Origin of the sequence: Reichenbachiella sp., from assembly GCF_965223055.1 — a bacterium.
In the GTDB taxonomy this organism is placed as follows: Bacteria; Bacteroidota; Bacteroidia; order Cytophagales; family Cyclobacteriaceae; genus Reichenbachiella.
This window is the reverse complement of sequence record NZ_CBDCVM010000007.1, coordinates 76,479-97,120: the sequence shown is the minus strand read 5'-3', so window position 1 is coordinate 97,120 and position 20,642 is coordinate 76,479. Positions and strand designations below refer to the sequence as shown.

Genomic DNA, 20,642 nt, shown 5'->3' with positions numbered 1-20,642 from the left:
TTGAAGATAATTGAATGGTTGCTGATATTCAAATTAATAGTCAAACTTCGTCCTGAAAAAAGAGAAATGTCTGATATTGAACCTGTTAGTCTGAACTCATTTTATTATAGCAAACGACTAAATAAATCGTAATGAAAATATTTTAAAATATTCTGAAATAGTTGTTGCATAATAGATTTATTGCCTCTACTTTTGCATCGCATTTGAGGGAAATAAGTACCGAAAATGAGGTCAGGAGCGGTAGTTCAGCTGGTTAGAATGCCTGCCTGTCACGCAGGAGGTCGCGGGTTCGAATCCCGTCCGTTCCGCTGAAAATCAAGCACTTACATTAATTTGTAAGTGCTTTTTTTATATAACTTACATACTCTCTATCAAGATTTTCTCTCAATACATCTTCAGGTTTCAATTAGAAAGAACAGTTGGATTATATATTGGATCTTGGATTCGATAATTATTCTATTTAACATCCAAATTACTAATCGTGCAATCAAGGTATTCGCACTCCCAAAACAGATTCCTAACAACTTATTAACTATTAAACAGTAATAAGTAATGTCTTTGTCAGTTTGAATAACTAAACATACCTTTGCATTTTTAAAATTGAACAAATCTCTCGAGATACATCCCCTTACAGCGTGAAAGTAATCATCATTGGTGCCGGCCCCGCCGGATTAAGCTGTGCTTATGCACTATCTAAAAAAGGCGTAAAAGTTGAATTATTCGAAGCAAGTGAATTTGTGGGGGGAATGTCTAGGAGTTTTGATCTCTGGGGTCAACGAGTCGATTTAGGCCCACATAGATTTTTTACTAAAGAAAAACAAATCAACCAGTTTTTTACAGAAGTACTGGATGGAGAATTCACCAATGTAAATAGACTGACACGAATATATTATAAGAATAGATTCTTTCAGTATCCCCTAAAATTTACAAACGTATTATTTAACCTCAACCCATTTACAATAATTCGTATTCTATGGGATTATCTTCTTCAACGAATAAACCCCATTAAGGATCCATCTACTTTTGAGGCTTGGGTTACAAACAGATTTGGAAAAAAACTCTATGAGATATTCTTCAAAAGTTACTCAGAAAAACTATGGGGAATTCCATGTTCAAAAATTGATGCTGACTGGGCAGCTCAAAGAATTAAATCTTTGTCGCTAATCGGAGCGGTAATATCCGCTATCAAAGGAAATAGAGGTAACAAGCATAAAACATTAGTTGATGAATTCTCTTACCCAAAGTATGGTACAGGTTTGCTCTACGAAAAATGTGCCGAATTAATAGAGAAAAATGGGGGAACTATACACCTAAACGCACCAGTTAAAAAAGTCAACGTAGATGAGTCAAATGTTGCCAATGGTATTCAATTAATTGATGGAAAAGAATTTACCGCAGACCACATAGTCTCTACTATGCCATTCACGTCAATGATAAAAGGTCTAGATGCAGTTCCTCAAAACGTGATAGACGCTGCTAATCAGCTATATTTTAGAAATACAATTTTGGTATATCTAGAAATTGATGGTATTGGCCTTTTTGAAGACAATTGGATTTATGTCCATTCACCAGATGTAAAGCATGGTCGAATAACTAATTTTAGAAATTGGTGCCCTACGCTATATGGAGACAAAAACACGTCAATAATATGTCTGGAATTCTGGGCCTTTGAGAATGATGATATTTGGAAAATGGACGATGAAAAGCTCACGAAAATCGCAAAAGAGGAAATTAAAACACTGAATTTAATCCCAAATACCATGGAGGTTTTAAATTCTAAAGTGATAAGGATCCCAAGGTGTTACCCTGTATACGAAACAGGATATCAAGAACCTCTAAAAACATTAGAGAATTACATTGACGGAATTGACAAATTAGTTCCAATCGGTCGTTACGGTTCATTTAAATATAATAACCAAGATCACTCCATATTGATGGGACTCCTAGCGGCTGAAAACATTTCTAGCGGTTCAAATACTAACCTATGGGAAATAAATACAGATTCAGAATATCAAGAAGAGGGAGAAATAAAAGACATTCTCAATCAATAACTTAAAGTGCATTTAGCAATTATGTCCTTTCAAAATAAATATTCTTTAATCTTTATATTATTGATTTGCTCGACCAATATTAGTTTGGCACAAGTATTTTATCCTGGTGATTACACTGAGAATTACTATCGAACACTTTTATTGAAGAATCCTGAAGTCAATCCAAGGCCAATTATGATTAGACCTTCGATTATGGAACCATACAGTACAGACAGTACACTCGTATGGAATATGTGGAAAGATCATTTTAATATTCGTTTCAACAAAGGGAAAAAGAATAATTTTTATGTTCTAAACCCTCGGTTTTCATATGTATATAACTCAAAATACCCAAGAGGATATAACGACGGCCCGGTGTGGAGTGGAAGAGGTTCAAATGCATCTTTAACAGCCGGTGTTGGAGGAAATTTTGGTATCGTTCACTACACCTTTGCTCCAGTTTTTTGGTACGCACAGAATAATGCATATCATATCCCCAATTTAGGTCTGAACAAGAACCCCTATTCATATCCAGCTGAAGGCAATATCGATTGGGTCATGCGCTATGGCAATGAGGCTCACCACGAATTTGACTGGGGTCAGTCGGAAGTAAGACTTATTTACAAGAATGCAACACTCGGTTTATCCACTGCCAATTTTTCTTGGGGTCCATCTAGATACAACCCTATCATTATGAGTAAAAATGCTGGAGGATTTCCTCATTTGGATCTAGGTACAGCAAGGCCTGCACAAACAAAGATTGGGTCTATTGAATTCAAATGGTATTGGGGAGCACTTTCTAAATCCGATTACTTTGATGAAGTACTTGAAAACAACAGACATTACATTACTGGTTTTACGTTAGGTTATCAACCTAGTTTTATCAAGGGTTTTACTATGGGGTTAAATAGAATCATGTATACTCGTTGGGCTAGTGGTGATCTATCAGCCAAAGATTTTTTTGCTGCTTTTATAAGAAATACACATAAAGGACTCCAAAAAAACGACGAGTACGATCAAATGTACTCATTTGTTCTCGAATATGCTTTCCCTCAAGTTGGATTGAATATGTATCTTGAATTTGCAAGAAATGACTTTTATGGGAGTATCCTGGATTTAGCAGAACATCCAGACCGAACGAGGGCAAGGACAATAGGTTTAACTAAAACATTTGATCTAGATAATGGCAAATTACTCGAAATTAACTACGAAAACACAACCTTGAGCAGCAATCAACTTCAGATCATTTATCCAGCAATTAGTGCTACCTACTATGTCCATAGTGTGGTTAAAAATGGATACACTCATAATGGGCAAATTATCGGAGCCGGAATTGGACCAGGTTCAAACTCTGATATATTCTGGGTAAACTTCTATAATCCAAAAGGGAAAATGGGTTTCACATTTCAAAGAATTAGATTCAACGATGATTATTTGGTAAATGCTTATGCGGGTGTTGAAGATGAACCTACTGACTATGAGATTACCATTGGAGTAGATTACATCAGAATGTTTGATCACTTCAGTATAAATCCAGAGTTTTTATTGATTTACAGAAACAACCTTCTTTTTGTAGACAATGAACAAAATAACTTTGTTGTGAACCTTTCACTTTCTTATTTTCTCAATCGGTAATTCAATAGCCGCTTCGAATATATAATTCTGGGTACTCCGTTGATTGTCTATAATTCCTCGAAATGATTTCATGAGACATATCCTCTATAAATGTATCTGAAATGATTTTAGGTTTGAATTCCTGTATACGCTTGTATACATCGTATGAATATGGTTTGAGACTTTGGTAAGTCTTCAAACCACTTTTACCAGGTTCTGTACTGTACCAGAAAAAATCTACATCCCTTCTGAAAAGGTTAAAATAAATATCACCATCATACACATAGTCAGATGGATTAGTATTAGCTACCACCCAATTTATTTTATCCAATTGAGGTTTATTTGGGTAAACCAATAAGGTCATACTGAAATAGACAAAAGGCACTACCGTTGCAAGAAACACAACCCATTTCATTTGTTTTAGCTTAAGGAACTCAAACATTCCTATAGCCGCCATCATACAAAGGACCGGCACGAATGGCATGAAATATTGTCTGTAAGGAAATTTAACTAAGAAAACTGTAGCTAAAAGCAACACGCCAAATATCACTATACTTCGCCTTTTCTTTTTGAAGCAAACGCCAAATCCCAGAATACCAAATATCCATATAAGGTGATTGTAATAAAATGAGTCAATAATTGTGTTGAATGGGGAAAAGCCGCCTTCAAAATGCATATTTAAAATCCAATTGAAAAAGAGATAAATCTCTAACTGGTCATATACAATTAAACTTATAAAATATGGGCTAATCACACATCCAAATAAAAGCCAATATTGAATTAATCTAGACCAGCTGAATTCATTGTTGAATACCCAATACAATTGAACTAACCCAACGACTGCAACGGTGAAAATTGTCTTTTGTAGAAAGAGAAAAGAAATCCCTAAACAAATGGCACTAAGAAATACTCTCTTCTTCTTGCCACGCTCTATAACTGATTGAAATAAAAAAAGTATACTAAGCATACCTAGTAATACCTGAGGTACATCCGGTCGTATTTCAATGGCTTTATTACTAAACATAGCTGTACTTGCCAAAAGCAAAACACTAAGCCAAGATATTCTCTCATCTTCAAAAAGGAGCTTCGACAGTTTAAACAAGCACCAAAACATTACAAAATACATGGTCAACATCATAAAACGGATGACCAAGACAGTTTCTACACTTTCACCAAACAACCAAATAACTGGTGCTAGTAAGAAATAAAAAAAAGGGTGGTGATGTTGAAAAAAATCAATGTAAATTCTTTCCCCATTAAGTATTTTCCAAGAAGAGTGCACTGCTTCAAACTCATCGTGATCAAACTTTCTGAATATAGTCAAACAGACAATTACGAGTAAAAACAGTCCGAAATGTGCTTTGAAGTATTGTACTAGACTAACCTTTTGCAATACTTTCAACATGACTCAAATTATTTAACCCACTTATTTTTAAAATACCGCAATGCAATTGAGTTATTTCTATCCTCATCACGTTCTTTGCCATGATTGTTGATAGAGGCTAAACTATTAGATTTGAAGAATCCTTCTGTCCAGAATGGTATGTAACAAAAACGATTGGAAGGAAAAACAAATTTAGGCACTTTAGCATGAGCGCTTACCCATACATCGTCTACAAACCTCACCGCTCTTGGCTCGTCGGGATAATCTGTCAACTCCTCATAATCAAAAAATTTCGGTCTAATCAAAAAACCTGAATACCCTTGTACAATATCAATTGGATAATAATCATTGACTCTCGTAGTGGGAATTGGTACTGGCGCTTGTTTGGTGATATTGGTCCACAAGGTAGTACTTCTGTCCACCAAATCATCTGGCACCCTCCAACCACTAGCCGCTACTATGCAATCCGGTTTTTCATCGGATGCCTTATCAAAAGCAGCCAACATAGTATTAGGATACATGTTGTCATCATCTACTACCAATATTTTTTGGTCTGGCCCTAATGCTGACACAGCAGGAATAAACTTAGTACTAGGTCCCCAATCCTTATCCACTCTTTTTACTTCTAGACATTTGAGGTTCTGAATTTCCTTCGGAATAACATACCCAACTTTCTCCCTCATTGATATTTCAGGCACATTCAAATGAATTTTTTTAGGAGCTAAACCCTGTGAAAGTAGACTTTTAACAGTTGGTATGATTTCACTGATTCTACTTGGGATAGTTGAAAAAGAAACTATGATTTCAGATTTATTAGGGTTACTGGCGCAATATTCATCCCAGTATTCAAGTGATTTTCTAGTCGTTAGAAAATAATGCAAATAATCCCTTACAAATTTCTTCCCCGACAAATAGTTATAAGTCTGGTTAAGTAGGAATAAAAAAATGGCAAAGCCAATAAGTATAAAATGAAATGTTGTCATGATTTGATTCGATTGACCAGTATATCCATTCGTCTATGCAAGTTGAAATAAAAAACAGACAACCAACTTAGATTGTATGGGAAATTAGGTTTGAGTTTATTTCTGACACTTAAATAATTCACAGGATGTTGAGAGCTAATATTCACCTCATCCTTGGTTAGATATATTCCTTTGCTTTCTTGAAACTGATACAACAAAATTGTTAAGACAGACTGATCATCTCTGTGATTAGCTCGATTGGCTCCCTCCGGCTTGATACATTCATGGATAAGTGAATACTTCTCCCATTCTGACACCAATTCTCTAATCGCCTGGTTGTGATATCCAAAACCACACATACATCCACAAATATTGCGATGATTGTGATAACTCTCAGGAACATTCATATAATCCAATGTTTGCTGTACCGTCCATTCTTTCAATGTACCTGAACCTCCAATCGGCGCATACAAACCATGTTCATTAATTTGGTTCCAAACATAATCCAATGGTTTGATTAAAATTGTAGCGCTATCTAACCAGAGTAAATTTCCTTGCTTTTCCTCAAATACTTCTTTGACCATGATAGGCTTGAACGAATAAGTTTTGTATTTGAGCTGAACGAATTCAGGATATTTAGAGAAATCAAATGACCTGACCGATAAGTTTGGTACTTTTTTACTCAGCTGTTTCAAATGATGTTTCTGATCCTCATTGAACCCTAAATCATAACATATGAGCTCGCTATTTTTATACTCTTTGGTCGAATGAAAAGTATAAACAAACTGACAAAATGTACGAAAGTAAAATTCGTCTGCAGCTGTAAGAATAACATTTGGTCTTGACCCCATTACACCAATTTTCCTTCCATTAACTTGATCACCCTATCACACTTATCAAAGTACTGCTCATCGTGAGTAATAACGATTACAGTTTTTCCTTCTTTTCTTAAATCCTGAAGAATAATCTCATAGAAAATTTTCTTGAAATGTGGATCTTGATTAGCGGCCCATTCGTCAAACAAGTAGATATCTTTATCCTCCAAAATAGACACCATTAAGCCTAGACGTTTTTTCTGCCCTTCAGACAAACGACTAGTACTAAATCTCTTGTTTTTGATTTGAACCTTTTTAGTCAATTCAAGTGTATCAATTAGAGACTGCCCCCTTTCTTCCAAATGATCATCTCCGATATGAATCAATTTATCAAATAGATAAGAGTCCACGAAAGTAGCTGAGAAGTGGTCTCTATAATCATCAATAAAAGCATCATCAATTTTTTGACCAGCAAATTCTATATGGCCACCTTTGGCTGGATACAAGCCCAACATAATTTTAGCCAATGTGGTTTTGCCACTACCATTCCCTCCTAAGAGGAATAACAATTCACCTTTCTTTATTCCTAAATTAATCGGACCTAACTCAAAATGCTCATCTTCATCAGGATTGTAATACTCATGCTTTACTTCCTTCAGTTCAATCAAAACATCTCCAGATTTCGTTTGATCAGTTAATTTTTTTGTGCCTTTTGTTAGTTTTTTATCCAATACCAGACCTACTTCACTGATCTGATCTAATGCCACTTCAATTCTTTTTAGATTGGCCATAAATCCTGTAGCTGAAGACAGTGGAGCAATAGTCATCAAAACCAATATCAGGTATTGTCCAAAAACCTCTAACGTGACAAATTGTGTTTGAAAAATCACTATAATCAAAGCGCCAATCCCAAAAAGCAAAACCATATCAGTGGACTTTGAAGCCATCGACGAGACCAAATTCTCCTTTACGTTATATGAATTCTGTTTTTTACTTGTGGGGTCAATCAAATCAGTCACATAGATCTTTTTGAATTGACTATTCAGTGTGAGCTCTTTAATTCCAAAAATTAATCCTTCAAAGTGTCCAAAGACATCATTCCACAGCTCACGAGCATGCTCAGCGTATTTGCGAACAAATGGCAATGACAGCTTAGTGATTACCCAAACGATAAAAAACAAAGCCACTGTACTGAGCGAAAGAATAGGAGAAAACCAAACCATATATACCAAAATACCTATCACGGTAGCCAACCCTGTGGTAACGCTTGGCATTCGATCTATAGAAGTAGCAATTGTCTTAATGTCTTCGGTAAGTATAGGTAAAAGCCGGCTTTGATTCCTTTCTATTGTACTGAATTGAGCCCTTAAAATTTTCTCAGAAAGATCAATTCTCAATTTATGAATAATGGACTGAGTAAGCAGCGATACAGTATAAGTAGATATTACAGCTAATACTCCATATCCCACCCAAAATATCAAAAAAACCGTGATAAACTTCGACTGATCAAATTCACTAGCTTGAATAGCTTGATGAATCTGCTGAATCACCATTGTGGAGCATAAACCTGTTAGGACACTTGTAATTGCTGCTGTAACGAACAGCATCTTTGACGATTGAAGTAATAACCTTAAAATTCGCATATTGAATATTCAGATAATTCGTTTAGCCTACTTCTCAAAAGAAGACTTGTTAGGATAATAGTTACTTAAAAATCTTTGCACCAATTCAACAACCTTCTGGTTTGGTTTGTCTTTTTGATCATCGTTTAGACAATAAAAGTTTGGTTGTACCCTAACGATGCGTTCAAAAGCTTTTTTCTGTCTAGAAAAATTATTTGTGATTTTGTGGAAAATTTGCCATTTCTTCAATTCAAACACATTCATTGCGCGACAAGTATGTTGCTCGAATTTGAGCATATAATACTTATATAGCTTATACGCCATGAAATCATCGTCTTGCCTAAATCGATGCAAACGTTTCTCATGCGTTTTCTCAGGCCACAACTTGTACATAGCGTCCCAGTATTCTTTTTTTACAAGCAATGGGCAATGTTCAACCAAACCTAGGCCAATGATATCATTCTTAGCTTCATAAATTCTCCAGCTAGGGTTTTCTCCAAACAAAGTACCGAAAATATTGATTTTGCCTGTTTTAGACATAAAAGCCTCTAATGGTGTCTTCTTACCAAATAGAAAATCATCATTCATGTAAAGAAAATACTCTGACAAACCTGGAATCTTATCCAGGTAACTTTCAATCACACTAGAACTATAAGTAGGCAAATACGCTTCATCAAAAATATCCTCGTGATGCACCACCTTAATACGTGGGTGACTCGTATCCAGCCATTCTGGAATTTGAGGTTTTTGAGTAAGAATGTAAATATTACCCGCCCAAGGCACAAATTGCTCGATCGAACGCAGACTATATTTGATCATGTCGTACACATCTCTAAACCTTTCTGGGTTTACATCATCCAAATTTTCAGCAAATTTTTGACACTTTTTAATATAAACGGGATCATCTCCGTTCACCCAAGTGTAAACAATATCAATAGTCTGATTCGAATTGCTCAATTTTTGTTTGATTTGCACGATTAAAATTGAGCGCAAAACTATGAATCTTTCATCCATCATACAAAAACTTCAACGCTTTATCAATGTGTTCTTCACCACACTCCCAGGCAACTATACAAACAGGAAACTTGAGATCTTAGAAGAGCTTTTCAAAGTCACCAACGAATACATGCAAAAAACTGGGGCAATATACTGGATAGACTTTGGCACATTGTTAGGCTATCACAGAGAAGAGGCCATATTGCCTCATGATATTGACGTAGATTTTGGTGCTCATGAAGAAGAGTATGAAAAAATATGGAGCAAGAGGGAGAACCTGCCTAAAGGATTCAAACTATATGACACCTCGTTTAGACACCGCGGACCAAAACTCTATTTCAATTACAAAGGTTTTGACGCTGATATTTATTTTTATGAAGACAAAGAGGGTACACTCACCTCCTATGAGGATAGTCATTATGTAGCTGAAAGAACACCATATGCCAAAGAATTAGCACTTCCAGTAAAACCCGCTAAGTTTTTAGGTCAAGAAACATTTGTCCCAGCAGAACCAGTGGCTTACTTGAAACACATTTACAACTATTTAGGAAGCAATGGCCGAAGAGATCGAACCACTGGATATTGGTACGAAAAGGAGAATTAACTGCTCAGTCGTGGCAAAATTTTTGACAGTGCTCGGTTCAAATGATCTTCATCGTCGATTTCACACCACACCAATTCTGACTGCTTTTCAATGAATATGTCTTCTTTAGGAGACAGTACATTAAACGCGTATTCGTATTTCATTTTTTTGATGGTAGGAAGAGCAATCATTTTTTTATAAAAATCAAGGCTCAATTTACATATACCAACAAGCTCAGCATATGCATTAATTTTATCATTTCCATCTTGAGACAAGTAACGAAAATCACCACTTTCGAATCCGTGTAAATAAACCTCATCTCCAGAGTCAGTAAATCCACTTCCTAATATCACATTTGGTTGATTTGTCTCTAACAAAGTCTGCAGAGCAGAAATATCATAAAGCAAATCTGATTCTAACAATAGAAATTCACCATCTATATGAGGTGCTGCACAAACTAATGTGTACATACTCTCAGTAGTAGAGTATTCATCATTATAATATATAGTTAGATCGTATTTTTCTGCAATATCTTCATAAGCAGTTCCTTTATGACCCACACCCACTACGATTTTCTCTATTCCATTTTCTTTGAGCAATCGAATAGAACGTTCGATCAAGGTCTCCCCTCCTACTTCTAGAAATCCCTTAGGCATTTCCTTTGTACGGTCACCTAATCGGGTCCCTCTACCTGCCGCTAAAATGACTGCTGTTTTGATGTTTTGATTACTCATGGTGTAGTTTTATATACTCTATTTTTAAAGTGGCGAAGATAGATAAAAATTGCTTTGGGGGTAAATGCAAATTTATGAGTCATAGTAAATGATTGCGAAATATATCTTTTAGTTTTGCAACCCGACCCAAAATGAGTTTCAAAATAATTAAGACTTTAAAATCAAGTTTAGCATGAAAAAAGTGTATGTCGGTATGGGTACTGATTTGGTACACCACGGCCACATCAACATCATTGAAAAAGCACGTGAATTAGGGGAAGTAACTATCGGGTTATTATCAGATGAAGCGGTGTCAAAGTTCGCTCGAGTACCCTTTCTTTCTTTCGATGAAAGAAAACAAATTTTGGAAAACATAAAGGGTGTTCACGAAGTCATTCCTCAGGAAGAACTTGATTACGAAAAAAACCTAAAAGCATTAAAGCCTGATTACGTTGTTCATGGAGATGACTGGAAAACAGGTCCTCAAAGACACATCAGAGACAGAGTAATTAAAACTTTGGCTGAATGGGGTGGTGAACTAGTTGAACCTGAATACACTTCAGGGATCTCTTCTACAGGCTTGAGACAAGCCTTGAAAGAAATTGGAAATACGCCTGACATCAGAAGAAGAATGCTGAGAAGAATGCTTGACAACAATCATCTGGTGAAGGTAATGGAGACTCACAATGGTATTTCTGGATTGATCGTAGAAGATACCAAAGTGGAACTTGACGGAGAAGTACGGGAATTTGATGCTATGTGGGTTAGTAGTTTGACTGACTCCACGGCTAAAGGAAAGCCTGATACAGAATATGTAGACAGAACCTCAAGATTCTCTACCATCAATGATATTCTTGATGTAACCACCAAACCAATGATCCTAGACGGTGATACTGGAGGAGTAGCAGAGCACTTTGCTATGTTGGTAAGAAACATCGAAAGATTAGGTCTTTCGGCTGTAGTTATCGAAGATAAAGTTGGTCTTAAGAGAAACTCACTGTTCGGAACTGAGGTGGAACAAACCTTAGATACTATTGAAGGTTTTTGCGAAAAGATTCAAGCGGGTAAAAAAGCTCAGGTTACAGACGAATTCATGATCTTTTCTAGACTAGAAAGTTTGATCGCTGACAAAGGCATGGAGGATGCTTTGACAAGAGCTAAGGCATATATAGAAGCGGGAACCGACGGTATTATGATTCATTCTCGTCATAAGGATGGAAAAGAAATCATGGAATTCATGAAAGAATACCAAAAATTCGAAGTGAAGGTACCTGTAATTTCAGTTCCTTCTTCATACAATCAATTCACTGAAGAAGAGTTGAAAGCAGCTGGCTTCAATATTGTGATCTATGCTAATCACTTGTTGAGAAGTGCTTTCCCAGCCATGAAGAAAACTGCCGAGTCTATCTTGACTCACCAGCGATCTAAGGAGGCAGATGAATACTGCATGTCGATCAAAGAGATCTTAACCATTTTACCGAATTAATTCATGCTCAACACTGCAGAGTTTTTTGATTTCGTCACCTCAAAAGGTGTAGATTTTTCAACAGGAGTTCCTGATTCATTATTGAAAGATTTTTGTGCTTACGTTGCTGATAACAGTAATGATATTATTGCCGCAAACGAAGGAGCGTGTATTGGAATTGCAGCTGGTTATCATTTGGCTACTGGCAAAATTCCATTGGTGTATATGCAAAACTCAGGATTTGGAAATACGATCAATCCGTTAACATCCTTGACTGATCCAGACGTGTATTCTATTCCTATGCTTTTGATGGTCGGTTGGAGAGGTCGTCCAGGAGTGAAAGATGAGCCACAACATGTGAAAATGGGTAGAATCAATGAGGCCATGATCCAATCTTTGGAGATTCCTTATTGCATTTTGTCGAAAGACATGGCTGAAGCCCAAAAGCAAATCAATACTGCTTTTGAATTCATGCAAAAGGAAAAGGCACCTTACATTTTATTGATTGAAAAGGAAACATTCGAACCTTACAAGTTGCAAAGTGCTAAGGCTGATACTTTTCCTATGTCAAGAGAAAGAGCCATTGAGGTATTGCTCGAAGAGCTTAATGATGAGGATGTAATGGTCTCTACTACTGGCAAAACTTCGAGAGAAGTATTTGAAGTACGAGAAGCTAGAAATGAGCCACATTACAGAGATTTCCTTTGTGTAGGCAATATGGGACATACCTCTCAAATCGCTTTAGGCATCGCTTTGGGCAAGCCTGATAGACGAGTGGTTTGTTTGGATGGAGATGGTTCATTCCTCATGCACATGGGTTCTGCGGCTATTGTAGGAGATCAAGCTCCTGACAACCTCAAATACATTTTGGTTAACAATGGTGCTCATGAATCGGTTGGTGGTCAACCTACTGTAGGCTTTACAACTGATTTCAAGAAGATTGCTGAAGCTTGTAACTACAAATCGACTTTTACAGCTTCTTCTGAAGAAGAACTGAAAGAGATTATGCCAAATTTCTTGGCTAGTGCTGGTCCTTCCATGTTGGAAATCAATGTAAAGAAAGGCTCTAGAAAGGATCTGGGCAGACCTACTATTAAGCCCGCTGATAACAAGATAGATTTTATGAAAAATTTGGGTAACTAATTTTTACCCAATTCAATGAAAATATATAAAGTCGTTCTGATCTAATCGGAATGACTTTATTTTTGCCCTCATAATTCCATAACCATGACAAGAAAAATACTCCTCAACCCTGGTCCTGCCACTACTACACAAAATGTAAAAGACGCGTTAGTAGTAGATGATATTTGTCCACGAGAAACTGAATTTGGTAACCTGATGCATGATATATGTGATGGATTACTAGAAATTGGGAAAGGCGAAAAAGACTACAATGTAGCACTATTTGGAGCGAGTGGCACGGGAGCTATGGAAGCCACACTTACTTCTGCGATTGGCAAAGAAGATAAAGTGTTGATTCTCACTAATGGCGCTTATGGAATTCGTATGACTCAAATTTGTGACAACTATGGAATCAGCTATGATGCTCTTTTTGAATATGGAGACTATACAGAGCCAGCGAAAGTTAGGGAAGCACTAAGTTCAAAAAAATACTCTCATTTGGCCTTTATCCATCATGAAACTTCTACGGGCATGATGGATCCAGTTGAGGAATTGGTCGATATTTGTAAGGAATTGAAAGTAGTTTCAATAGTGGATGCCATGAGTACTTATGGTGCTTATCCATACAACTTGTCCGAATTAGGTGTTGACTATATATTCAGTTCATCCAACAAGTGCATACACGGTATGGCAGGATTGTCTTTTGTTCTGTTTCACAACAATCAGAAAGAAGCTTTACAAGCCAATGGCAGAAGCTACTACTTCGATGTGTACAAACAATGGGATAACCTTCAAAAGAAAAATCAACTACGGTTTACTCCTCCGGTACAGATATGCTATTCTTTTATGGCAGCGACCAGAGAGACCCTTGATGAAGGAGTAGAAAAGAGATGGGAAAGATACAAGGCCAACTGGCAAATTCTCTACGATGGTTTATTAGATCTAGGATTCAAACCACTACTTCCCTTGGATCAAGAGTCCAAAATATTATTAGCATTGAAATTAGATGGAAAAGAAGGTTTCGACTTCGATCATTTTCACGACTATCTTTATGAGAGGGATATTACTATATACCCTGGAGTGATGCCTGAGAAAGCCACTTTCAGAGTGGCCATTATTGGAGACTTGTATCCAGATGATATGCATAAAGTCATGGAAGAAATGACTGGATACTTTAATCAATAAAACATTGAACTTTACGCATCTCTTCTTTGTTGATTGCGTAATATAAACGACTATAAAATTCAATCGCGCTACATTTTGAAACCACACCACTTAGTCAGTGGCGTACAACTGTTATACCTAATGACACTAGTCAACACCAAGTTGCTAACCGAAGAACAAGTCAAGTTTTGGAACGAAAATTCGTATATCCATATCCCTGGCCTTTTTAAAAATCGAATCGCCGAGCTGTCTAACTGGATAGATGAAATATCCAATTGGGAATCCGATTTTGACAAATGGATGTCTTATTACGAAATGGACAACCCTAATCAACTTTCTCGGGTGGAAAACTTCATTTCTTATCATGAAGGAATGAAAGAAATATTCACAGGGCAAACTATTGTTGAACTCATTTCTGAGTTGATGAAAGAGCCTGCTGTTTTGTATAAAGAACGAATTAATTTTAAATCACCTGGAGGCGGGCCCCATGCTGCTCACCAAGATGGAGTGGCCTATGAGCAGGGTGAAAATGCAGCGTTCGATCCTGAGATTGCACCTTATCTATCCATTTTGGTTAGTGTAGATGAAGCCACTGAAGAAAACGGCTGCTTGCAAGTGGTACCAAAATGGCCATTGGATTCATTAGAGATTATTCCAATGGAAGCCCCTTTTCCAGAAAGACCTGAATACATGAAAATCAAACAAAGTATTGAGGATTCGCTGACATGGAAGAAACTACCTACACAGCCTGGGGATGCATTAATTTTTACCGAAAGACTTCCTCATAGATCAAAACCTAATCATTCTGATAAGACCAGAAGGATTATCTATGGAGTTTACAATCCATTCTCTGATGGAGGTGATAAACGAGAACAGTATTATGCTGACAAAAGAAAAAACCCCAATGACCCTCGATATATGGTGGGTAATCCCCATGCTCCTAGCAACTAAACTTTGAGAGAATAAGGACATAAAAAAAGCTTCAATAATTGAAGCTTTTTTTATGTCTATCTAGTGGCTGTTATCTAATAAATAACAACTCTCTGTATTTCACTAATGGCCAATCTTCATCATCTACAAATAATTCCAGCTTGTCCACTGCGTATCTGATTTTATCAAAGAAAGCACCTTTAACATCGTCACAGTAAGCGATTGCTCTTTCTCTACTTTCTTCAATGTTGTTTGCTTTCTTCCGTGCCTCGATCATGGCTAAGGTATTTGACTTAACACTTGATGCGTATTCAGAAATCTTCTCTATAGTAGCAATCACTTCTGAATTGTCAATACCAAGTTCCTTCAACCCTTGCGCATTATTGATCAACTTATTTTGATAAGCTATCGCTGTTGGTAAAATATGGTTCAGTGCCAAATCGCCCATCACACGCGATTCAATTTGAAGTTTCATAATGTAGTTCTCGAGCATAATTTCATGACGAGCATCAAGCTCAATATCTGTCATGATGTTATTCTTCTTAAACACCTCTCTGGCTGCATCAGAAACATAGAAATCAAGAGCTCTGGCTGTATCCTTCACATTAGACAGCCCTCTTTTTTCTGCTTCAACCACCCATTCATCAGAATAGCCGTCACCTTCGAATCGAATAGCCTTAGACTCTTGTACGTAATCTCTAAGCTTTCCAATTATTGCCAATTTTTTATCAACGCCTTCTTTATCGATTCTTGCGGATACTTCACCATAAAACTGATTCAATCGTTCAGCAACGATCGTATTCAATACAGTCATTGGATTAGCTACGTTGGCATCAGATCCAACTGCCCTAAATTCAAATTTATTCCCTGTAAATGCAAATGGAGAAGTTCTGTTTCTATCCGTATTGTCCAAGATGATTTCAGGAATTTTATCAATTCCCAATTTCATATAAACGTTATCTCCTTTGTCTACTTGCACATCTCGGTTGTTCTCCAACTCATTCAGCACGCTGGTCAATTGCTCTCCAATAAATGCTGATACAATAGCAGGGGGCGCTTCATTAGCTCCCAATCTATGATCATTTCCTGCTGAAGCAATACTTGCTCTCAACAAATCTGCATGCTCATGCACTGCTTTCAATGTACAAACCAGGTACACCAAGAATTGAAGATTTTCTCTGGCACTACTACTTGGCTGGAATAAGTTGACTCCAGTATCTGTAATCAAAGACCAGTTGTTGTGCTTACCACTACCATTCAATCCTGCAAATGGCTTTTCATGGAAAAGTATTTTTAGATCGTGCTTCAAGGCCACTTTATCCATCACATCTTTCAACAACTGATTGTGATCCGTTCCTTTGTTTACCTCCTCATACATAGGAGCACACTCAAACTGAGCAGGAGCCACTTCATTGTGACGTGTCATAACAGGGATACCTAATCGCTGACACTCATATTCAAATTCTTTCATGAATTCAAATACTCTTGGTGTAATCGTTCCGAAATAGTGATCATCCAATTGCTGGCCTCTTGCTGGGTTGTGCCCAAAAACAGTTCTACCTGCCATTACCAAATCAGGACGAGCATCAAAAAGTGCTTTGTCTACTACAAAGTACTCTTGTTCCCAACCCAATGAAGCTGTTACTTGAGTAACGTTTCGATCGAATAATTTACACACTCTGGTAGCAGCCTTATCAACCGCTTCCATCGACTTCAATAAAGGAGCTTTATAATCCAATGCTTCTCCAGTGTATGCTACGAAAATCGTTGGTATACAAAGTGTTGTATCAATAATGAAGATCGGTGAACTTGGATCCCAAGCAGTATATCCTCTGGCTTCGAATGTACTTCTAATTCCACCATTAGGAAATGAAGAAGCATCTGGCTCTTGCTGTACTAAAGCACTCCCTTTGAATTGTTCCATTCCCTTGGATGGATCGAAGAATGAGTCGTGCTTTTCAGCAGTTGCACCTGTTAGTGGTTGAAACCAATGAGTGTAGTGAGTCACACCCTTGCTCATTGCCCAGGTTTTCACGGCAGCAGCAACAGCCTCTGCAGTCTCTGCATCAATTTTTTTACCTCGCTTTATCGCCTTATCTACTTTCTTGAAAACCTCTGATGAAAGAGAAGACTTCATCTGTTCTGTACCAAAAGCAAGTTCTCCAAAGAAATCAGAGATTTTTCCTTCTGGCAATTTGAATTCAACTTTATCTCTGGATTGAACCAAATCCAGTGCTTTGAATCTTAAATGTGCCATGTTATGTATATAGTTTATATTTCAAATTGATTCAACAAAAATATATATTCCCTTCCTTTTTTCGGCCAGGCAAGTGTATTTTTCGTATTTTTTTATCTAAACAGGGTATTTTAACACCCAAATCGTAGTGATTTTCAGTTTTTTGGTTAATAATTACGTAATTATCAATTTGAGCACATTATTGATTTTTACTAACATTTCACAATTCATTAATTTAGCCGAAAAGCAATCCATTGAATTTCTATTATCACCCCAATCCGGAAGAAAACACTACACTTAGCCAAGAGGAATCCGCTCATCTTGTCAAAGTACTTAGAGCTAAGACAGGCGACGAAATAGCAATCCTGGATGGTTTAGGAAAAAGTTACCTGGTCAAAATCATAGACCCTAACCTTAGAAAATGCAGCTTCGAAATAATAGATATCAAGTCTGCAAAAACAAAAAAATACCGGACGCATATAGCCATTGCTCCTACCAAAAATATGGATAGACTGGAATGGTTTGTCGAAAAATCCTGCGAAATGGGTGTGGATGAAATATCCTTAATTCAAACCCAAAGATCAGAAAGAAAGAAAGTAAAACTGGATAGACTGGAAAAAAAGGCGATTAGCGCTATGAAGCAGTCTAAAAATTTCTGGAAATGCAAAATCAATGAATTGACAAAAATTGACACCTTCATTTCAGATCAAGTGGACTTTGAGCACAAATTTGCCGCCTATGTGGAAACGGGCCACGAGGACCTATTACAAAAGAAAATAAACCCCAATAGTAGCGTATTGATTTTAATTGGGCCTGAGGGTGATTTTTCACTAGAAGAAATTAATCAACTCAAATCTTCCAACTTTGAATTGGTGTCGCTCGGGGATCAGGTATTACGCACAGAAACCGCAGGTCTGGCTGCTGTCCATACTGTGAATCTTGTAAATCAGGGACTTTAAAAAATCTTAATTGCGGCATTAGCTACCTCATTTTTCAACTGGCGAACCCGCATGTCAAAATCAATATCTTCATAATCTATATCATCATAAGAAACTGAAGACAAGAACTCAACCAGTTTAGCCGGATGTGTAGCTGACTGCCCCTTTTCATTGACATATCGCAGTTTGGTCCAAAGCATGGTCTTCAACTCAGTCTCTTCATCATTGGTCATGAAATACTCAACCACCATCGTATTGTGATTGTGCCAGATGATTCTGGAGAATATTTTGACCCACTCTCCCATTCCCGCTGGTCGGATATAGGCAATTTGATGGTTATACACTACCCAAATCGCATCAAATGCCTTATAAATCTCAGACATTTGCATACCGTAGAGCTTCGGTACTTTATCTTCTCTTGCATTAAAGAAGTAATCAAAATACTTGGCATTGTTCAAATGCTTCAATGGGTCGCAATCTTGAAAACGGATGACGGATCTTGATTTCGTAGTTTTCTGATACTTCTTTGAAGGGTCAAACTCAAACATGCTCTAAATATCTTTCGGTAATGATTTGTTTATGATGGGCTACGTGCCCTACAATAATATAAATTATTGCCCGAACAGAAACATCTGTTCCATTGGCATTACCGATTCTTTCGGTCGCTTGACTGGTAAAGTTTAATATCATTTGAATATGACCTTCTCTGAGCACTTCAAACTCCTTCAGCATTTCCTCAATTGAATTCTTAGAATCATCCGCCATCTCAACATATAAGTGATCATCAAACCCTGGAAGTTTGGCTTTTTCTCCCCTGGCGATGGACATCGCACGATAGCCAAACATACGTTCTGCATCTATGATGTGTCTCAGTAATTGTTTGACTGTCCACTTGCCTTCCGCATAAGCATAATTGTATCGATCATCTGGAATAGCCTTGATGAATTGAATAAACTCGTCTTTTTGGCTTTTGATCCTTTCAAGTACATTGTCATTTCCTACTTGACTTACATATCCAGCAAAAAAATCATGGTACTCGTTAGATTCAGGTTTTGATATTTGTATCATTCAATTTGTAATGTAAATCCGTTAAGGAAAGTGAATATTTCAGAATAACTATATGGTTTCAACGCTCCATCTTTATATGAGGCATCAGTCAACAACTGCTTCAACACATCAATTTGGTCATCATCTACCAAAATAATCTCTTCATTATTTTTCAAAACATACAATGGCGTTTTTTCTTTTTTCTTCTCAAGAACAACAAACTCGTTGTTGATATACCAGTTACCCCTGACTTTACTTGAGTTAGCCTGAAACCCCGTATTCTCTCTTTTGAATTTAAAGTTTTGTAAAAAAAGAATCCGGCTCTTACCCATAATGTCCGAGGTCGACCAAATTGTCCCAGGCAATTCTTCTTCTGAAATAAAAGATTTGTTTTCTGTTAAGAAAATTTCAAGATAGGCGACCACCTTCTCCTCCATGGTTTGTGCTTGCAGCAATTCTGCTCCTAGCAACATCAAAAAGAAAATAGACCACCGCTTTATCATGACTTATTCTTGAAACCAACCGGCATATTTCACATAGTTATCCGCAGTGCGTTCGATCATACCTAATCCTTTCTCCCCAATCTCCTTCACTTTTCTAGCTGGATTGCCCACGTAGATAGAGTTGGGTTCAATAATTGTGTTTTCGAGCACAATAGCTCCAGCTCCTATGATAGAACCACTTTGCACCACCACATGATCCATAACGATGGCACCCATGCCAATCAATACATTATCTTCCAATGTACAGCCATGTACAATAGCATTGTGGCCTATGGAAACACGATTTCCAATTACCGTCGCTGCTTTTTGATAGGTGCAATGAATGATGGCACCATCTTGAATATTGGTATAATCACCGATAGAGATCGAATTAACATCCCCCCTTACTACCGCATTGTACCATACTGTACAGTGGTGCCCCATGGTCACGTCACCAATAATAGCTGCAGTCTCTGCAAACCAGCAATCACTCCCATATTTGGGCTCTACTCCCTTTAGTTTTCTGATCAAACTCATTT

The 20,642-nt window shown here is 37.2% G+C and carries 19 protein-coding genes and 1 tRNA gene; 9 read left to right on the top strand and 11 right to left on the bottom strand.

The genetic code is table 11. The annotated features are described in order from the left end of the window. Positions 1-234 precede the first annotated feature (234 nt). The 3 genes from ACOQO5_RS07350 to ACOQO5_RS07340 all read left to right on the top strand — a co-directional run bounded on the left by ACOQO5_RS07350 (position 235) and on the right by ACOQO5_RS07340 (position 3,665). A tRNA-Asp gene (locus ACOQO5_RS07350) sits at positions 235-308 on the top strand. A 327-nt stretch (positions 309-635) separates the two neighbouring features. Continuing rightward, positions 636-2,051: an NAD(P)/FAD-dependent oxidoreductase gene (locus tag ACOQO5_RS07345; RefSeq protein WP_420581041.1), complete on the top strand. Its 1,416-nt coding sequence runs from the start codon at positions 636-638 to the stop codon at positions 2,049-2,051. Positions 2,052-2,135: 84 nt separating this feature from the next. Beyond that, complete coding sequence (locus tag ACOQO5_RS07340; protein WP_420581040.1) at positions 2,136-3,665, top strand: capsule assembly Wzi family protein; 1,530 nt, start codon at positions 2,136-2,138, stop codon at positions 3,663-3,665. Between the two features lies 1 nt (position 3,666). Here the strand turns inward: ACOQO5_RS07340 and ACOQO5_RS07335 are convergent, their stop codons facing one another. Genes ACOQO5_RS07335 through ACOQO5_RS07315 form a run of 5 tightly spaced genes read right to left on the bottom strand, consistent with a single transcriptional unit; the run spans position 3,667 to position 9,384 of the window. Then, positions 3,667-5,049 (bottom strand): ArnT family glycosyltransferase, encoded by a 1,383-nt coding sequence (locus tag ACOQO5_RS07335; RefSeq protein ID WP_420581039.1) that lies wholly within the window; start codon positions 5,047-5,049, stop codon positions 3,667-3,669. An 8-nt stretch (positions 5,050-5,057) separates the two neighbouring features. Beyond that, on the bottom strand, positions 5,058-6,011 hold the full coding sequence (locus ACOQO5_RS07330; RefSeq protein WP_420581038.1) for a hypothetical protein: 954 nt from the start codon (positions 6,009-6,011) through the stop codon (positions 5,058-5,060). Continuing rightward, the gene (locus tag ACOQO5_RS07325) at positions 6,008-6,841 is read right to left on the bottom strand and encodes a DUF1647 domain-containing protein (protein WP_420581037.1); all 834 of its coding nucleotides are present in this window, start codon (positions 6,839-6,841) and stop codon (positions 6,008-6,010) included. The genes ACOQO5_RS07330 and ACOQO5_RS07325 overlap by 4 nt, the downstream gene beginning before the upstream one ends. Beyond that, the gene (locus ACOQO5_RS07320; RefSeq protein WP_420581036.1) at positions 6,841-8,448 is read right to left on the bottom strand and encodes a cyclic peptide export ABC transporter; all 1,608 of its coding nucleotides are present in this window, start codon (positions 8,446-8,448) and stop codon (positions 6,841-6,843) included. The genes ACOQO5_RS07325 and ACOQO5_RS07320 overlap by 1 nt, the downstream gene beginning before the upstream one ends. A 27-nt stretch (positions 8,449-8,475) precedes the next feature. Beyond that, entirely contained in the window at positions 8,476-9,384 is a 909-nt protein-coding gene (locus ACOQO5_RS07315) for a Stealth CR1 domain-containing protein (protein ID WP_420581035.1), read from the bottom strand. A gap of 40 nt (positions 9,385-9,424) precedes the next feature. Here ACOQO5_RS07315 and ACOQO5_RS07310 point away from each other — a divergent pair, with 40 nt between their 5' ends. Further along, complete coding sequence (locus ACOQO5_RS07310; protein ID WP_420581034.1) at positions 9,425-10,027, top strand: LicD family protein; 603 nt, start codon at positions 9,425-9,427, stop codon at positions 10,025-10,027. Here ACOQO5_RS07310 and ACOQO5_RS07305 read toward each other — a convergent pair. Continuing rightward, positions 10,024-10,740 carry a phosphocholine cytidylyltransferase family protein gene (locus ACOQO5_RS07305; protein ID WP_420581033.1) on the bottom strand — a complete coding sequence of 239 codons (717 nt, stop codon included), beginning with the start codon at positions 10,738-10,740 and terminating at the stop codon, positions 10,024-10,026. The genes ACOQO5_RS07310 and ACOQO5_RS07305 overlap by 4 nt on opposite strands. Positions 10,741-10,912: 172 nt before the next feature. Here ACOQO5_RS07305 and aepX point away from each other — a divergent pair, with 172 nt between their 5' ends. The 4 genes from aepX to ACOQO5_RS07285 all read left to right on the top strand — a co-directional run bounded on the left by aepX (position 10,913) and on the right by ACOQO5_RS07285 (position 15,421). Beyond that, entirely contained in the window at positions 10,913-12,205 is a 1,293-nt protein-coding gene (gene aepX / locus ACOQO5_RS07300) for a phosphoenolpyruvate mutase (RefSeq protein WP_420581032.1), read from the top strand. A 3-nt stretch (positions 12,206-12,208) separates the two neighbouring features. Then, on the top strand, positions 12,209-13,327 hold the full coding sequence (gene aepY / locus ACOQO5_RS07295; RefSeq protein ID WP_420581031.1) for a phosphonopyruvate decarboxylase: 1,119 nt from the start codon (positions 12,209-12,211) through the stop codon (positions 13,325-13,327). Positions 13,328-13,411: 84 nt separating this feature from the next. Then, the gene (locus ACOQO5_RS07290; protein WP_420581030.1) at positions 13,412-14,491 is read left to right on the top strand and encodes a 2-aminoethylphosphonate--pyruvate transaminase; all 1,080 of its coding nucleotides are present in this window, start codon (positions 13,412-13,414) and stop codon (positions 14,489-14,491) included. A 120-nt stretch (positions 14,492-14,611) separates the two neighbouring features. Next, complete coding sequence (locus ACOQO5_RS07285; protein WP_420581029.1) at positions 14,612-15,421, top strand: phytanoyl-CoA dioxygenase family protein; 810 nt, start codon at positions 14,612-14,614, stop codon at positions 15,419-15,421. Between the two features lie 70 nt (positions 15,422-15,491). Here the strand turns inward: ACOQO5_RS07285 and ACOQO5_RS07280 are convergent, their stop codons facing one another. Next, a complete protein-coding gene (locus ACOQO5_RS07280; protein ID WP_420581028.1) occupies positions 15,492-17,657 on the bottom strand; it encodes a glutamine synthetase III in 2,166 nt (721 codons plus the stop codon). 233 nt (positions 17,658-17,890) lie between these two features. Between ACOQO5_RS07280 and ACOQO5_RS07275 the strand changes: the two genes are divergently transcribed. Beyond that, a complete protein-coding gene (locus tag ACOQO5_RS07275) occupies positions 17,891-18,595 on the top strand; it encodes an RsmE family RNA methyltransferase (protein WP_420581027.1) in 705 nt (234 codons plus the stop codon). Here ACOQO5_RS07275 and ACOQO5_RS07270 read toward each other — a convergent pair. Genes ACOQO5_RS07270 through ACOQO5_RS07255 form a run of 4 tightly spaced genes read right to left on the bottom strand, consistent with a single transcriptional unit; the run spans position 18,592 to position 20,640 of the window. Next, the gene (locus ACOQO5_RS07270) at positions 18,592-19,122 is read right to left on the bottom strand and encodes an acyl-CoA thioesterase (RefSeq protein ID WP_420581026.1); all 531 of its coding nucleotides are present in this window, start codon (positions 19,120-19,122) and stop codon (positions 18,592-18,594) included. The two genes, ACOQO5_RS07275 and ACOQO5_RS07270, sit on opposite strands and share 4 nt — an antisense overlap. Further along, positions 19,115-19,642, bottom strand: coding sequence for a DinB family protein (locus tag ACOQO5_RS07265; protein ID WP_420581025.1), 528 nt, complete (start codon positions 19,640-19,642; stop codon positions 19,115-19,117). Before ACOQO5_RS07265 ends, ACOQO5_RS07270 begins: the two co-directional genes overlap by 8 nt. Beyond that, the gene (locus ACOQO5_RS07260; protein ID WP_420581024.1) at positions 19,639-20,124 is read right to left on the bottom strand and encodes a hypothetical protein; all 486 of its coding nucleotides are present in this window, start codon (positions 20,122-20,124) and stop codon (positions 19,639-19,641) included. Before ACOQO5_RS07260 ends, ACOQO5_RS07265 begins: the two co-directional genes overlap by 4 nt. Positions 20,125-20,127: 3 nt before the next feature. After that, a complete protein-coding gene (locus ACOQO5_RS07255) occupies positions 20,128-20,640 on the bottom strand; it encodes a gamma carbonic anhydrase family protein (protein WP_420581023.1) in 513 nt (170 codons plus the stop codon). Between the last annotated feature and the right edge of the window lie 2 nt (positions 20,641-20,642).